Here is a 15,704-nt window from a genome sequence, read left to right as displayed (position 1 = left end):
GTTTGCCGCAGGTTTTTATCGAGCTTCGTCTTGCCCGGCCCGATCTACTGTTTTATTGGCATAAAACTTGATTACCGGTTTGTCCGTACACCTGTCTGGAAATCATTCACGGTATGAGTAACGTCGCTTTTATCAATCAACTGATCAAGCTTTATGATCCGGAACTGCGCCGGGTAACGTTCAGGCGCTGCGGTTGTCTGGAAACGGCCGCCGACATCGTCCAGGAAACGTATCACCGCATGTCCTCGGGCAATTTATGGCAACAGGCGGACAATCCCCGCGCGATGCTGCACCGGATCGCCGCCAACCTGGCGACCGATCACGAGCGCCGTAACCGGGTGCGCAGCCGCCACGCCGAACAGGCCGGCTTGTCGAGTGAAGAATTGCAACCGGCGGACGGCCTGAACCCCGAACAGATCGCCGTTGCCCGGCAACGGCTGGACAAACTGGTCGAGGCGGTCAATACTCTGCCGCCCAGATGCCGCGCCGTATTCATACTGCGCAAATTCGAAAACTTGAGCCAGGCTGAAATCGCCGAACGCCTCGGCATCAGCCGCAACATGGTCGAAAAGCATTTACGGCATGCCTTGCAGACGTTGCAAAAAATCGACGAGCAATAACGCTCGTTGTTTTCCCCGTCCTGCCATGAGCCTATAATGACCGTCGACCGATCCAATTCCGTTATTTTATGAAACCGACACACCGCTCATCGGAGCAATCCGCCATTAGGGAGGCGGCCACCGACTGGTGGATCCGGCTCGACAGCGGCAGCGCCGGCGCCGGGGAAAAGGCCGCTTTCGCCCGCTGGCTGGCGGCCGATCCGCGCCATGGCCGGGCATTCGATGCCGTTTGCGGACTGTGGGGCGAGCTCGACGCGATTAAGTCGTATTTCTCGCAGCAGCAAACGGTCGGGCGAACAAGACCGCCGGCGCGCAGAATGGTTCGGTTGGCTTCCTCTCTTGCCGCTTTGAGTCTGATCTGGTGGTTGTTCGGCTCCTTGCCGTTATGGCTCGAGGCCGACGTTCGCACCGGTTTCGGCGAAATGCAGGACGTGCAGTTAAGCGACGGCTCGGTCGTCCATCTCAACGGCAACAGCGCTCTGACTCTGCGCCTCGACGAGCGGCATCGGGAATTGGTTCTCCTGGAAGGAGAGGCCTGGTTTGAAGTGCAGCCGGACGCTGCCCGCCCTTTCAGGGTGAAAGCCGGCCGAGGCACGGTCACTGCGTTGGGCACCGCGTTCAACATCCGCTTGAGAGGCAGTCAGACCGAGGTCAGCGTGACCGAACACCGCGTTGCAGTCGATCTGATGCGGAGTCCGGCCGATGGTCCGACGCGCAGAATCCTCGATCAAAACCAGCAGATCCGTTTTAATGCCAACACGGGGTTCGGCGCCGTCGAGCGCATCGACGGCGCCAATGCAACCGCCTGGCGGCGAGGCGTGCTGGTTTTTCAAGACCGGCCGCTGGGCGAGGTGATCGCCGAGCTGAACCGCTATTACCAGGGCTATCTGATGATGAGCGATGCCGGACTTGCGCAGCGCCGCGTCAACGGCGTATTTCGCACCGATCAGCCGCTGGCGGTGCTCGCCGCCCTGGAAACGTCCCTGCACGTCAAATCGATTCGGCTGGGCAGTTATCTGATCTGGCTGCATCGCTAGCAAAATTTTTTTATTACCCCTCCTCCTGTTTCGCACGCGTTGCGCGTCAGAGGATTGTTGACGTCCAAAAAACAATCCTGGGGGATCTTTATGACATTGAACACAACACCTGGCGGAAGTCCGGGCCGTTCGGCCGCAGCAGCACTATCGCTGGCTTTGAGTACGTTGCTGCTGTTTTCGGCAAGGGCCGGGGCGGAGGGCGCCAACCGGCAGTTCGACATTCCGGCAGGCTCTTTGGCCACCGCCTTGAACCGCCTGGCGGAAAAGGGAGGCCTGCAACTGGTATACGACACCGGGATCACCGCCGGCTTGTCGAGCCAGGGGCTGCACGGCAGCTACACTCCGGAAGCGGCGCTGTCCAAACTGTTGCGCAACAGCGGCCTAAGTTATCGCCTGATCGGCAACGGTACGATCGTGATCGAAAAGGCTCCGCTGAAAGTGAACCAATTGATGGACACGATGCCGCCGGTGACGGTCGCCGGGCAAGCGGAGTACGAGGCAGACGATCCGTACAATAAAAACTATGCGGTGCTCGATACAGCGACCGCCACGCGTACCGACACGCCGCTTATCGAAACGCCGGCATCGATCCAGGTCGTGCCCCGGTCGGTGTTGCAGGATCAGCAGGCCATTTCATTGGCCGACGGATTGAAGAACGTCAGCGGCGTACAGTTGAGCACTTCGCCGACTTACGACAATTTCGTCGTGCGTGGTTTCGACGCCAACGGCGCAATCTACCGCAACGGCATTCGCGAAAGCTCGTGGACCGCCGAAACCGCCAACGTCGAACGATTGGAGGTGCTGAAAGGGCCGGCCGCGATCCTCTATGGACGCATCGAGCCCGGCGGCATGATCAGCCGGACCACCAAAAAGCCGCTCGATACGCCCTACTATTCGCTGCAACAGCAGTTCGGTTCGTTTGACCTGTACCGCACGACCGCCGACGCGACCGGTCCTTTGACCCGGGACGGCTCATTGGCCTACCGCTTCAATCTGGCTTATCAAAACAACAAATCGTATCGCGATCTGTTGATGCGCGACCGTATTTTCATCGCGCCACAATTGAGCTGGAAACCGACCGATCGCACGCAATTCGGCATCGGCATGGAGTATCAGCGCGACGATTTCACCTGGGACGAGGGCTTTCCGGTTAGGGACGGCGCCAACCGTCCGGTCGACCTGCCGATCAACCGCGCGTTGAGCGATCCCCAGTCCGCATCCAACCAGGAACGCGAAGTCGTCGACTTCAACTGGTCGCATGCGTTCAATGACGACTGGAAGATCAGCCAGCAGTTTTCGGCGTTTCTGGGCGGCAGAAACCAGCTCGATGCGTTTCCTTTCGGCTTTCATCCGGACCAGGTTTTCGTAGATCGCTATCTGTGGCGCCTCAACGTGCTCGACGACAATACTTATTCGTTCAACACCAATTTGATAGGCCATCTGGATACTTGGGGCGTCAAACACACGCTGCTGGTTGGGCATGATTTTTTTCAGCACGACACCAAATCGGTTTGGGGTTGTTGCTCGCTGGTCGACAGCATCGACATTTACAATCCTCAGCCTTATCCAGGGAAGTTTCCGACCGATCCGAACAATTACAGTTTGAACGCCGAATCGTGGAACGGCGTGTATTTTCAGGATCAGATGGTGTTTTGGGACAAGCTGCACATCTTGGGCGGCGGCCGTTACGATTGGGCCAGCCTGAGTTCCGGCGGTTCCTCGCAATCGTTCTCCGGCGCGGAAGACACATTGCGGCAAAACGGGCGCGATCAAGGCAAATTCAGCCCGCGCGTCGGCGTGCTCTACCGTGCGCTGCCGTGGCTGTCGGTCTATGCCAACTATACGGAATCGCTGGGCAGCAACAATTTCGGCAAGGGCATCGACGGCAGGCCGGTCAAGCCCCAGGAAGCCACGCAATACGAAGGCGGCTTCAAGACCGAGTTTTTCGATGGCCGGCTGAACTCGACCTTGGCGTTCTTCTCGGTGACGAAAACCAATATTGCGGTCAGTCCGTCGGCCTTTGCGCAGTACGTGATACCGATCGGCAAAGCGCGCAGTACCGGCATCGAGCTGGACGTGGCCGGGCAACTGACCGACAACTGGAGCCTGATCGCGAACTATGCGTTGACCAATACCGAAGTGATCGAAGACACCGCGTTGGATTTAAAGGGCAACCGCTTTCCGAATGCTCCGAAACATTCCTCCAATCTCTGGACCAAATACGATTTCAACGACGATCCGCTGTTAAGAGGTTTGAGCTTGGGCACGGGCATGCGCGTGGTCAGCCAGCGCCAGGGTGATCCGCAGAACAGCTTTCAATTGCCCGGTTATTTCACCTGGGACGCGTTGGCCGCCTACAGCTTCAAGGTCGGCGCGACCAAACTGACCGCCCAGTTCAATGCTTACAATCTGCTGGACAAACGCTATTTTTCGGGCGCCGACACTTTTGACGCCAGCCAGCGCTTCTACGGCAATATCCCCGGCGCGCCGCGCTCGTTCATGGGATCGGTGCGCGTCGAGTTTTAGAGCCTTTTCGATTCGAGTGTACGGTCTTGAGCCTCCCGTCAAGGATTTACTATCCTGACTTCCCGAGTTCAAGTCTGTGCGGGATCGGCTTTTAACATTCTTGAGGAAGCTCTGATTCAGTCATAAACCTCCCTCTCCCTCTGGGAGAGGGGCGGGAATGCTATAACCAGTCAGGCAAGAGCGGTAGGTTGGGGCGAGCTTGCGAACCCTAATGCATTCCCGGTGCGATGGTGCGTTGGGGTTCCTTCGTCGTCAACCTATCTGACGGGTTCGTCCGACGAGTTTTGCCGTTTTTGTTCGAGAAAGGCGGCGACGTCCTCGTTGTCGACTTGCTCGTAGATCGTCTCGACCGGCACGGCGACGTTCAGGGAAGGGAAAACGATTTCATCGCCCAAGTAATAATATAACGATTGCCAGCCGTCTTTACGGCTGAAAACCAGGATTTCGCCTTTGTCTTGTTCGACCAGCACGTATTCCTGCAAAGTCGGAAGCGATTGGCAGCGCAGCCGCTTTCGGCTTTGATCGAATTTACGCGTGGTTTTGGACAGGACCTCGACGATGACGGTCGGCGCGGTTTTGTAATAGGCGCTCTCGTTGTCTTCCCCGCAAATCACCATCACGTCCGGGTAAAAAAAATCTTCGGCCACCCGGAGTTTCATGTCCGCCATGAACGTGCGGCAGGGCCGGCCTTTTAATCTATTTTTAAATTCGTTGAAAATATTGCCGGCAAGCAAATTGTGACGCTCGCTTGCGCCGCCCATCGCGTAAATTTCACCGTCGATGAGCTGGTGTTTTCCGTCCGTCGATAATTCGTACCGTAAATAATCTTCCGCATTGAGATGAAATGGTACTTGCGGTAATGCCATCCGAATCACTTTATGCCGTATCTTCGAAAAATTCAACGATATATCCGCTCAAGATAACGGACGAACCCGTTTTCGTCAATCCGCTTTTGAGCGCCGTCATTGCGTCACTTGACACAATCGGCTGCGTCATATCGTGCATTCAGCATTATCCTGCCCTGTTCCGGCTATCCCTTAACAAAGCCGGACGCCCGTATTTGCATCCGGTTTCATGGCGGAGCCAGACTGCTTGGAGGCTGAAAGAAATTCGGTTCTTTAAGATGTTGCCCATATCGGCACGGTTATTGCCTTCAGTAACCGGACGGTTGTCGACAAACTTTCCCTGTTTCCGTTGTTCTTTGAATTCGGCATTTCTCTATCATTTTTTATGGCTTCATTGGAGCACGATCTTTTGCAAGTTTTTCTGAGATCACGTCAGGAACTTCGGCGTTATTTGTTGCGCCGCGTGCAATGCAGCGAAGCCGCGGCCGATCTGCTTCAGGAAACCTACCTGCGTCTGGCCGATTATCCGGCCGGCGATGAAATCAAAAACTGGCACGCTTTCATGTTCCGGGTAGCCGATAATCTGGCGCTGGATCATTTGCGCTCGCGAATGCGGCAACAGCAGCGTTACGTGGGACAACCGGAGGAAGATATCGTTTGCGTAAAGCCGGGACCGGATCGCGTGCTGGCGGCGCGCCAGCAAATGGATCGCTTCGAAACCTTGATCCACGCTTTGCCGCCGCAGTGCCGCAGCGTCTTCCTGCTGTGCCGGGTCGAAGGCAGATCGTATGCTGAAGTGGCCGAGGAATTGGGAATCTCCGTCCGTACCGTCGAGAGCCACATGCGCAAGGCGCTGAGTCGGTTGCAGGCGGATGCGGACTCCATTACTTAGCCCTTGCCGCATAAAGCCGAACTCGTCATCATAATGGGATTTATTTGAGACCGCCTTGTGCCATGGTAGAACGACCTTTCAGGACCGCATCCCGTATTTCCGATCAGGCCGCGACGTGGTTTGCCCGCCTCCGGGCCGACGACGTCAGTGCCGACGACAGAGCGCGGTTTGACGCCTGGCTTAAAGCCGACCCGCGGCACCGGCAGGCTTATCAACGTATCGAGGATTTATGGACGGTGCTGCGCGCACCGGCCGTCAATGTTCATGCCCGGCTGGCTGCCGAAGCGTCTGTGATGGCTCCGCCGTCGAGGCCCGGCCTCCGGATGGCATGGCCTTGTCTGGCTTTGCTGTTGGCCGTTGTTTCGGTTCGGTTGCCGACGTTTTACCAAAACGCGGTGAGCGATTACCGTACCGCTTCGGGCGAGCGCCTGTCCGTCACTCTGGACGACGGTTCGCGCTTGCTCCTGAATACCGATACCGCCCTGGCCGTACATTATTCGAACGCGGAGCGGCGGATCGACTTGTTGCGCGGCGAGGCCTATTTCGAAGTCGCGCCGAATAAAAAACGGCCGTTCATCGTTGCCGGCGGCAACGTCGAAGCGCGCGCGGTAGGCACGGCTTTCGACGTCAGAAAGCAGGCCGGAGCGGTACAGGTGACGGTCAGCGAAGGCGTGGTGGCGGTCAGTTCCGGCATGGCGTCGGTCTCCGTTTCTGCCCGGCGGCAGATCGGCTATCGGGACGGCCGTTTTGAGGCCCTGTCCGCAGGTGATGTGGACACCCTTTTGGCCTGGCGGCGCGGCCAGGTGGTGTTCTATCGGCAACCCCTGGCAGAAGTGGTCGCGGAGGTCAACCGCTATCGAGCGGGGCCTATTGCTGTGGTGAGCCGGACTCTGGCCGAACGAAGGATCAGCGGCATTTTCAATGCCGACGACCCTGACGGGGTCGTCGATGCACTTACCGCCATATTGCACGCCCGGGCGGTGCGGATTCCGGGCGGCGTGGTCGTATTGTATTAACCCTTCGCCAAAGGAGAAGGCCGTAAAAACCCCCTCTCCCTGCCTCTTCCTCGGGGAGAAGGTTCTGTATTGACTTTTACGGCAGCCTCCCAAGGTAAGGATTTCAAAAATTTTTTATCGGCACTAAGGGTAAAGCCCCGCTTGTTTCGTCTTGTGTCACAACCCGAGTTTTTGACCAAGGAGAATTGAGTTTATGCCGTCGACCCCGTTGCCTTTTTCTTTCCGCCCCGCCATGCTGACCGCCGCGCTGTTGGCGCCGGCGACGGTCATTGCCGAGCCGTTCAACATTCCCGCACAGCCTTTGCCCTCGGCGCTGGCCCGCTTTTCGACCGTGACCGGCCTGCAGGTGCTGTACGAGGACGGCATCGCCGAAAACGTCCGCGCCCCGGCGGTGCACGGCGACTACACGCCGGCGGAAGCATTGACGCGATTGCTGGGCGGCTCCGGCCTGCGTTACCGCTTCGCCAACGGCAAGACGGTAACGGTGGAGAAACCGCCGGCCGCCGCGCCGGCTCCCGCGTCCGGCGCGGCAACGCTGCCGCCGGTCAGCGTCAGCGGCGCCGCCGAATACGAGGCGACCGACCCTTACAATCCGGGCTATCAACGATTGAATTCCCGTACCGCGACCAAAACCGACACGCCGCTCATGGAAACGCCGTTCTCGGTGCAGGTGGTGCCGCGCGCGGTGATGGACGACCAGAAATCGACCAAGGTCAAGGACGCGCTCGAAAACGTCAGCGGCGTGCGCGCACAGCCGTCGCTGGGTGCGGGCGGCGGCTTCATCGTCCGCGGCTTTCGAACCGGCAATATTTATCGCAACGGCCTGTTGACCAACGAGGGCGGTTTCGGCGATTTCGACGCCGGCAATCTGGACAGCATCGAGGTGCTGAAAGGCCCGGCGCAGTTGTACGGCCGCACCGAGCCGGGCGGCCTGATCAGCATCACGACCAAACGGCCGCTGGATGCGCCGTATTATTCGCTGGAACAGCAGTTCGGCTCGTACGATCATTACCGCACGCAGTGGGATGCCGGTGGACCGATTACCGACGACAAACAATTACTCTACCGTTTTTCCGGCGCCTATCAGAGCAACAATTCGTTTCGCGATTTTGTTTCGGCCGATCGCAAACTGTTTAACCCAAGCATCACCTGGCGGCCGACCGACGCCACCGACGTTACGATCGACATCGAGGGCACGGAAAAATTCGCGACCGCCGACTTCGGCATCCCGGTTATCGGCAAGCGCCCCGCGCCGATTCCGATCAGCCGCAATCTGGGCGATCCGAATACGCCGCTAGGGTATCAGTCGGGTGTGAAAGTCGGCTCCGAAATCAACCATCGTTTCAATGAGGATTGGGCGATACACAACCGCTTTCTGGCCAGCCTGACCGACGGCATCAATACGTTCGTGAACCCCGCGCCCGCCTTCAATGCGGCGGCCGCGTTGAATCAGTCTACCGGGTTGTTGCAGCGCAATATCTTCAGCCAGAGCAACGAGCAGGAAACCTACGCGACCAATCTGGACATTACCGGTAAATTCGATCTCGGCTTTACCCGGCATCGAGTGCTGGCGGGGTTTGATTTTTACCGCGTGTTCAACAAGTACGGCTCGGATGGGCAATGGATTGCCCCCGACCCGAATCTGGCGATCAACATCTATAACCCGTACTCCAGCTACGGTATTCCGCAACCGGTCTTCGACGCGGCCTTTCTGACATCTTCCCGTCCGGGGCTCAATCGCAGTGTGATCTACAACGGGTGGTATGGCGTTTATTTTCAGGACCAGATTACGCTGTGGGACAAACTGCACATCATCGGCGGCGGCCGTCACGACTGGGCGGAAACCGGGCGCGGCAACGCTTTCGATTTCAAAACCGCAGGCTATCTGGTCGACCCTTATACCCGCAAAGACCAGGGCTTCAGCCCCAAGGTCGGCATCCTGTACGAACCCTGGAAAGAACTCAGCATCTACGGCAGTTGGACCACGTCGTTCGGCGCCAACAACGCGCCGGCCGCCGACGGACGGACCTTTGCTCCACAGATTGCGGAGCAATTCGAAGCCGGCATTAAAACGCAACTGTTCGACCGTCGCCTGATCGGAACGCTGGCGTATTACTATCTGACCAAGGACAACATCCTGGTCAGCGACCTGTCGACGCCCGACCCCTTCGATAAAATCGCCAACAAACAGCGCAGCCAGGGCATCGAACTGGACGTATCCGGCTACGTCACCGACAAGCTCAGCGTGATCGGCAGTTACGCCTTTACCGATGCGCGCGTTCTCGAAGACCACAGCGGCGGCACGGCCGGCAACCGCCTCGCCAACGTACCGGAACATGCCGGCAGCCTGTGGCTGAAGTACGCGTTGAACGGCACCGACGCGCCGGAAGGCTTCAGTTTCGGCGTCGGCGGCGTTTTGGCCGGTCAGCGTGAAGGCGATTTCCAGAATTCGTTTCAACTGCCGGGCTATGTGCGCATGGACGCCTTTGTCGCTTACAAGCGTTACGTGGGGCCGACCCGCCTGACCGCGCAATTCAACGTCCGTAACCTTTTGGACAAGGAATATTACGAATCGACCGATCCCGATTCCAACGTCGCGCCGGCCCTGGGCGTCTATCCGGGCGCGCCGCTGACCGCGATCGGCTCGCTCCGGCTGGAGTATTGACAGTAGGCGTAGGTTGGGTTGCACTTTTTGCAACCCAACATTCGATGTATGGATAGGTTGGGTTAACGATAAAGCTGTTAACCCAACCTACGCAAGGATTACCGCCGGCCAATCGAAGCCGGGTTATCTTCCCCTGGCAGCAACGCCTTTGCCGAGACCATGATGTTTTGATTTTTGGAGAATAAACGAAATGACGGTTTTTATAGTATTGACAAGATTTTTTCCGGCCGTATTGTTCATCGGGTTTTGCAGTTCGGCGGCGGCCGCCGGTGGACAACCCGCGTTTCCGGTGCAGGAACTCGACGTGCCGGCGGCCGAAGGCAGCAAGCAGCACCATTTGTCGCAAACCGCCGACGGTCGCCTGATTCTCAGTTGGGTCGAAAGCGACGGGCCAAGCAGCACGGTCCGCTTCGCCGTGCGTGAAGGGCCGGCTTGGTCGCCCGTCCGCACCGTGAGCCGGGTCGACGGCAAACTCGGCGATCCGCCGGTCGTGTTCGGGCTCGACGACGGCAGTCTGGCCGCTGCCTGGATGCCTTACGTCAAAGGCGGGAAAAGCCAATACGCCGCCGACATTTACCTGGCCCGGTCGCAAGACGGCGGCCTGAGCTGGAGCCCGGCATTCAAACCTTATGCCAAAAAGGCGCGCATCTACGATGCGCAAATGTCGCTGACGCCGTTGCCGGACGCACGCATCGCGTTGGTCTGGACCGACATGCGCGACGCCGACGGCCACAAGAAAAAGGACCGTTACCGGCTGATGGCGACCGTGCTCGCGAAGAATCAACAACGCGCCGGCAAAGAGACGACGTTGGACGGCGACGTGTGCTCCTGCTGCCGGGTTTATACCGCGGCTCGGGGCGAAGACTTGCTGACGGTCTACCGCGACCATGCGCAAGGCGAAATCCGCGATACCGCCGCCGTGCGCTGGCGGCCGGGCGGCAAGGCGCAGGCGGCGTCGGTGCCGGGCGAAGGCTGGCATATCGAAGGTTGTCCGAGCAACGGACCGGCGGTCGATGTGTCGGGACCTGCTACGGCGGCCGCATGGTTTTCCGCCGCCGACGGCAAAGGCCGCGTCAGGGTTGCGTTTTCGAAGGACGGCGGCAAGCGTTTCGCGAAACCGGTCGAAGTGGACGACAACGCCAACGGCTACGTCAACGTATCGTTGTTGAACCAGGATGCGGCGTTGGTCAGTTGGCGGGGCAGGGCGGGACCGGAAGACGAACTGCGCATCGCAATGGTTGAGGCAGGAGGCATCAGTCGGCAAACCGTCATTTACCGGGGCGATTTTCCGAAATGGCCGAGCAAATACCCCGGCATGGTACGTTTAGGCCAACAGGCTTTCGTTGCCTGGACCGACCCGGCGAAGAACAGGGTACGGCTTGCCGCCGTCATGCTCGATTATTAACCCGGCCTTTTTATTCCCGGCGTTCCGTTCGGGCTGGGCCTCCGTCGAAGCCCAATCAGGCAGGTCCTTCGACAGGCTCAGGGCGAACGGTATTTTAAGGTCCGGGTTAATAAGCTCAAGCGGCATCGTGATTTACTGTGTGATATGGCGCAGCGCGTATGTCATATCACACAGCCAATTGGGTTTCTTATTAGCGGCGGGGAGGTTGAGTTTCCTGGTTTTGTTCATGGATGCTTTGCACGAGCCACGTTAGAACTCGAATCGGCGATTTCAGCGCATTGGCATCGATGTTGCTTGGGATTCCGCAAAATGACTTCCACGAATTTCAAGCCCATTCGGCGTGGGAACGGCTTTAGCCGCGATCGAGGCGCTCTCGCGTAAAACCGCTCCCACCTGCGATTGGATTTCAGAAAGTCGTTTTTGACGAAATCCTTATGTCTTGCGTTTCAAACCGCTGCCGACACAATGCCCAAATCCGTCCATCCTTTTTTGCATGACGTTTTTCTGAATTACGCGCACGAAGTCACCGCATTTCTGTCGCGGCGCTGGCCGAAAGAACAAGACATCGCGGACATCGTCCAGGAATCGTTTCTGCGCCTGTCGCAATACCCGGAGCCGGAAGCGATACGCAACCCGCGCGCCTTTCTGTTTCAGACGGCCGCCAATCTGGCCGTCGACCGACATCGCCGTGCGAAAATCCGCGAACAATGCGGTGATCACGAAGCCGAAGCGGAAACCGTTGCGGATTCCAGGCTATCCCCTCATCACTACTGGGAAGCCCGGGAAGCGCTCGATCATCTGAGCCGATGGCTGGATGAATTGCCTGAATTGCAGCGTCATGCGTTCATTCTATTCCGCCTGGAAGGCTCTTCCCATGCCGAAATCGCCGTCCGTCTGGGCGTTTCGGTACGTTGTTCCGAGCGTTACGTGCGTCTTGCCATGCAACATATCAGCAAGCGCATGGATGCCCTGTCGCCGTAAAAGTCATGGCGGATTTCAATGCCGCAGGCGTCTATAAAGATAATCCGATAAAATGTCGAATCTTTCGGTTGAGGTCTTATCGATACCCGTATGAAAACATCCTTCATTCCGGAACGAGTGCGCGAACAGGCCGTTGATTGGCTACTGCGCAGCCGCTCCGACGCTTTTACCGCAAAAGACCGTGCGGACCTCGATGCCTGGCTGGAGGAAAATCCTCTGCACGCGCGGGCGTATCTCAACGTTACCGAGCACTGGCAATGGCTGGATCGGTTTAAAACGGCTCCTTTCCCGGCGCGCGAAGCGGCCTTGCATTACCGCAAGCGGCCCGCCGCGAGGCCTTTGTGGTCTTACGCGGCAGCGGCGATGGTCGTGATCGGCGTGATTTACGGCACTTTTTCCGCCGACGGCGGGCTGGGCCTGACCCACACCTATAGAACCGCAACCGGCGAACGGCAGACGGTCACGCTGGCGGACGGCTCCCGCATCGAGCTGAATACCGGCACCGAAGTGCGCGTCCGTTTCAACCGCAGCCGGCGCCAGGTCGACCTGCTGCACGGCGAAGCGTTTTTCACCGTGCGGCACGATGGGGATCGCCCGTTCGAAGTGGCCGCCGGCAACGGAGTCATTCGCGACCTCGGTACTGCTTTCAACGTGTATGTAAAACCGGAGCGCGTCGACGTGACGGTCGAGGAAGGCCGCGTTTCGGTGGAAACACGTGAAGACCGGCGCGATTTGACGGCCGGGCAGCAGACCGCTTACCGGGACGGCGCCTTTATTGCGGCCGATGGCCGGAGCATTGCTTCGGCAACGGCCTGGCGGCAAGGTTTGTTGTCGTTTCAAGGGTTGCGGCTGGATGAAGCGCTCGCGGAAATCGGCCGTTATCACGATGTCGCGATTCGCGTGCCGGATCCCGAACTGGCCAAGCTGCGCGTCAACGGCACGTTCCGCACCGGCGAACTGAATGCGATGCTCGATGCGGTCGGTGCCTTGTTGCCGGTTACAGCCAAATGGATCGGCGAGCGGGAAATCGTTCTGGAAGCCCGCCGCTGATCGGGCGTTCTGCTGATGTTGTTTAAGGCGATTTCCTGCGCCCCGCGTAAGGCGTTTCGGCTCTAGGCAATACAACCACGACGATGGTGGCTCATGGCGTTTTGATGTCGCAAAAACGCTTTACGGTCCTTTCCGTCTTTTGAAAATTTCTGCAAAAAGCTGGCGGCTTTTCAAAGCCGGTGCGTCTATCCCTGTAAACCCTAAACCAGGAGATACGCACCATGACACAGACCGGCAAACGCTTGAGTTTGGCCCTTATCGCCGCCTTCACCCAGTCCGCCGATGCGGATGAGCAAAAGCTGCATTTTTCGATCCCTGCACAGCCCTTGACGTCGGCGTTACAGGCTTTCGCGGCCCAGTCCGGCGCGCAGATGCTGTATGCCGAACAAACTGCGGCCGGCCGCCAGAGCCGTGCGTTGGCCGGCGATTATACGCTGCGCGAGGCGCTCGGACGGCTGCTGGCCGCCAGCGGGCTGAACTATCGTCTGGACGGCAACGGTACCGTGACGATCACGCCGGCCGGCCGCGGCACGGCAAGCGCCGAAACGGCGACTCTTCCGGTGATGCGCGTCGTGGGGAATGCCGAGTACGATCCGAACGATCCGAACAGCCGGGACTATTCCGTTCCGAATGCCAGCACCGGTACCAAAACCGACACGCCCTTGATCGAAACGCCGATGTCGGTACAAGTCGTTCCGAAAGCGGTGCTCGACGATCAGCAGGCGATTCGTCTGGAAGACGCGTTGAAAAACGTCAGCGGCGTAGTCAAGGGCTTCGGATTCGGCACGCTGGAAGACACGTTCATCATCCGCGGCTTCGAAAACTCCACCAACAATTGGGGCTTGACGCAAGTTTACCGGGACGGTTCGCTGTCGGTCGGCGCGTTGTTCTCGACCGCCGACGTGCAGCGCATCGAAGTGCTGAAAGGACCGGCGGCGATGCTGTACGGGCGCCTGGAGCCCGGCGGTTTGATCAACGTCACGACCAAGCGTCCTCGGCCGGAAGCCGGCTATTCCATTCAGCAGCAGTTCGGCTCCTACGATACCTACCGCACCACGCTCGGCGCCACCGGTGCGTTGACCGAAGACGGCTCGCTGTCCTACCGTCTCGATTTCGAATATCTCGATAAAAACACGTTTCGCGATTTTACTTTCAACGAACAAGCCTTCGTTTCGCCCAAATTGACCTGGAAAATCACCGACCGGACCCAAATTGACCTGGAGTATCAATATTTCGACCAGGAAACCATCATCGACTGGGGAATTCCCGTCATCGGCAATCGGCCGGCAAACATCCCGATCAGCCGTTATTTAGGTGAACCGACCGACCGTTTCCCGCATCAGGCTCAAGGCGGGGGCATCACGTTGACGCATTATTTCACCGACGACTGGAAAATACAGGCCAAGTATTTCAAATTCAACGATCAATACGCGATGAGAAGCGGAGAAAACAGTCCCGGCACGTTGAACGAAACGACGGGCGATTTGAGCCGAAATTGGTATGCCGCTCCGCACGACTTCAATTCGGACTTCGTCACGCTCAATTTGACCGGTAAATTTTCGACTTGGGGCGTCGATCATACCTTGTTGGTGGGCGGCGACTGGTTCGATTCCAGTTTTACCGAAGACGGCGTTTCTCTTTCCGGCGCAGACGGTCCGGATCCGATCAATATTTACCATCCCGTTTACGGCAACGGCATCGTCGACACCACCGTCATGCCTTACAACTCGTTTGCAAAAGTCGACGACAAATGGTTCGGCTTTTATCTGCAGGATCAGGCTACCATTGCCAAGAATTGGCATTTATTGGCGGGGTTTCGCTACGACAATGCCAAATCCGCCAGTTCGTTCAATGCCGACCGCTCCGATCCAGCGACGGCCAGCGACAGCGAATTCAGTCCCCGCGTTGGCTTGCTCTATCAACCTTGGTCCTGGTTGAGCGTCTATGCCAGTTACATGCAGGGCTTCAACGGCTCGGTGACCGGGCGTACGGTCAATAACGCATCGTTGCAGCCCAATCGTTCGCGCCAGTGCGAAGCCGGTTTCAAGACCGACTGGCTCGACGGAAAACTGACTTCCAGCCTGGTCTTTTACCATTTGACCAAAGAAAATCTCCGCACGGCTCATTCCAATCCGGCATTGGCCGCACAGGGCTTCGTCGAACAGACCGGCGCCGCGGAAAGCCGCGGCATCGAGTTCGACATTCAGGGCCAAGTCGCGGAGAATTGGGACGTGATCGGCAGTTATGCGTTGACCGACACCGAAATCACCAAGGATAAGGACCGTTCGGGCGGCAACGGCAATCAGGGGCATCGTCTGTACGGCGTACCGACGCATTCGGGCAGCCTGTGGACTTATCATAAATTCGGCGAGTTTAATTTCCCGGAACTTAGCGCCGGATTGGGCGTGTTCATGGTCGGCCAGCGCGAAGGCGATCTGGCCAACAGCTACCAGCTTCCCGGCTATGCGCGAGTCGATGCGGCATTGAAATACGTCAAACACCTTGGTTTCTCGAACCTGACCGTGCAGTTCAATATCCAGAATTTGTTGGACAAGCAGTACTATGCGTCTTCCAGACCCAATCGGGTCGGTGTTACGCCGGGAGAGCCGATTACTTTTCTCGGATCGGTCAAACTGGATTTTTGACGGCAGCCCAACATATCCTTCT

The 15,704-nt window shown here is 58.1% G+C and carries 11 protein-coding genes; 10 read left to right on the top strand and 1 reads right to left on the bottom strand.

The genetic code is table 11. The features are described from left to right. Window positions 1–113: 113 nt before the first annotated feature. From A3OW_RS0113665 to A3OW_RS0113655, 3 genes are all read left to right on the top strand, one after another. A complete protein-coding gene (locus A3OW_RS0113665; protein ID WP_020564007.1) occupies window positions 114–620 on the top strand; it encodes an RNA polymerase sigma factor in 507 nt (168 codons plus the stop codon). A 68-nt stretch (window positions 621–688) separates the two neighbouring features. Then, window positions 689–1,657 carry a FecR family protein gene (locus tag A3OW_RS0113660; RefSeq protein WP_020564006.1) on the top strand — a complete coding sequence of 323 codons (969 nt, stop codon included), beginning with the start codon at window positions 689–691 and terminating at the stop codon, window positions 1,655–1,657. Window positions 1,658–1,747: 90 nt separating this feature from the next. Beyond that, the gene (locus tag A3OW_RS0113655; protein WP_083918288.1) at window positions 1,748–4,183 is read left to right on the top strand and encodes a TonB-dependent siderophore receptor; all 2,436 of its coding nucleotides are present in this window, start codon (window positions 1,748–1,750) and stop codon (window positions 4,181–4,183) included. 257 nt (window positions 4,184–4,440) lie between these two features. Here A3OW_RS0113655 and A3OW_RS0113650 read toward each other — a convergent pair whose 3' ends face one another. Continuing rightward, window positions 4,441–5,049, bottom strand: coding sequence for a Uma2 family endonuclease (locus tag A3OW_RS0113650; protein WP_020564004.1), 609 nt, complete (start codon window positions 5,047–5,049; stop codon window positions 4,441–4,443). A gap of 364 nt (window positions 5,050–5,413) precedes the next feature. Between A3OW_RS0113650 and A3OW_RS0113640 the strand changes: the two genes are divergently transcribed. From A3OW_RS0113640 to A3OW_RS0113610, 7 genes are all read left to right on the top strand, one after another. Beyond that, the gene (locus tag A3OW_RS0113640) at window positions 5,414–5,920 is read left to right on the top strand and encodes an RNA polymerase sigma factor (RefSeq protein ID WP_033412583.1); all 507 of its coding nucleotides are present in this window, start codon (window positions 5,414–5,416) and stop codon (window positions 5,918–5,920) included. Between the two features lie 62 nt (window positions 5,921–5,982). Further along, the gene (locus tag A3OW_RS0113635) at window positions 5,983–6,936 is read left to right on the top strand and encodes a FecR family protein (RefSeq protein WP_020564001.1); all 954 of its coding nucleotides are present in this window, start codon (window positions 5,983–5,985) and stop codon (window positions 6,934–6,936) included. A gap of 193 nt (window positions 6,937–7,129) precedes the next feature. After that, a complete protein-coding gene (locus A3OW_RS0113630) occupies window positions 7,130–9,601 on the top strand; it encodes a TonB-dependent siderophore receptor (protein ID WP_020564000.1) in 2,472 nt (823 codons plus the stop codon). A 190-nt stretch (window positions 9,602–9,791) separates the two neighbouring features. Further along, window positions 9,792–11,006 carry a sialidase family protein gene (locus tag A3OW_RS0113625; protein WP_020563999.1) on the top strand — a complete coding sequence of 405 codons (1,215 nt, stop codon included), beginning with the start codon at window positions 9,792–9,794 and terminating at the stop codon, window positions 11,004–11,006. Window positions 11,007–11,471: 465 nt separating this feature from the next. Beyond that, window positions 11,472–11,987 carry a sigma-70 family RNA polymerase sigma factor gene (locus A3OW_RS0113620; RefSeq protein WP_020563998.1) on the top strand — a complete coding sequence of 172 codons (516 nt, stop codon included), beginning with the start codon at window positions 11,472–11,474 and terminating at the stop codon, window positions 11,985–11,987. A gap of 90 nt (window positions 11,988–12,077) precedes the next feature. Continuing rightward, on the top strand, window positions 12,078–13,037 hold the full coding sequence (locus A3OW_RS0113615; protein ID WP_020563997.1) for a FecR family protein: 960 nt from the start codon (window positions 12,078–12,080) through the stop codon (window positions 13,035–13,037). Between the two features lie 221 nt (window positions 13,038–13,258). Continuing rightward, entirely contained in the window at window positions 13,259–15,682 is a 2,424-nt protein-coding gene (locus A3OW_RS0113610; protein WP_020563996.1) for a TonB-dependent siderophore receptor, read from the top strand. The last annotated feature ends 22 nt before the right edge of the window (window positions 15,683–15,704 follow it).

It is taken from the genome of Methylosarcina fibrata AML-C10 (assembly GCF_000372865.1).
GTDB lineage: Bacteria > Pseudomonadota > Gammaproteobacteria > Methylococcales > Methylomonadaceae > Methylosarcina > Methylosarcina fibrata.
This window is presented reverse-complemented; position numbering and strand designations above follow the sequence as displayed.

Coding starts and splice junctions, on each gene's coding strand:
- A3OW_RS0113630 (WP_020564000.1), top strand. CDS start 7,130: ATGCCGTCGACCCCGTTGCCTTTTTCTTTCCGCCCCGCCATGCTGACC.
- A3OW_RS0113640 (WP_033412583.1), top strand. CDS start 5,414: ATGGCTTCATTGGAGCACGATCTTTTGCAAGTTTTTCTGAGATCACGT.
- A3OW_RS0113635 (WP_020564001.1), top strand. CDS start 5,983: ATGGTAGAACGACCTTTCAGGACCGCATCCCGTATTTCCGATCAGGCC.
- A3OW_RS0113615 (WP_020563997.1), top strand. CDS start 12,078: ATGAAAACATCCTTCATTCCGGAACGAGTGCGCGAACAGGCCGTTGAT.
- A3OW_RS0113625 (WP_020563999.1), top strand. CDS start 9,792: ATGACGGTTTTTATAGTATTGACAAGATTTTTTCCGGCCGTATTGTTC.
- A3OW_RS0113660 (WP_020564006.1), top strand. CDS start 689: ATGAAACCGACACACCGCTCATCGGAGCAATCCGCCATTAGGGAGGCG.
- A3OW_RS0113650 (WP_020564004.1), bottom strand. CDS start 5,049: ATGGCATTACCGCAAGTACCATTTCATCTCAATGCGGAAGATTATTTA.
- A3OW_RS0113655 (WP_083918288.1), top strand. CDS start 1,748: ATGACATTGAACACAACACCTGGCGGAAGTCCGGGCCGTTCGGCCGCA.
- A3OW_RS0113610 (WP_020563996.1), top strand. CDS start 13,259: ATGACACAGACCGGCAAACGCTTGAGTTTGGCCCTTATCGCCGCCTTC.
- A3OW_RS0113665 (WP_020564007.1), top strand. CDS start 114: ATGAGTAACGTCGCTTTTATCAATCAACTGATCAAGCTTTATGATCCG.
- A3OW_RS0113620 (WP_020563998.1), top strand. CDS start 11,472: ATGCCCAAATCCGTCCATCCTTTTTTGCATGACGTTTTTCTGAATTAC.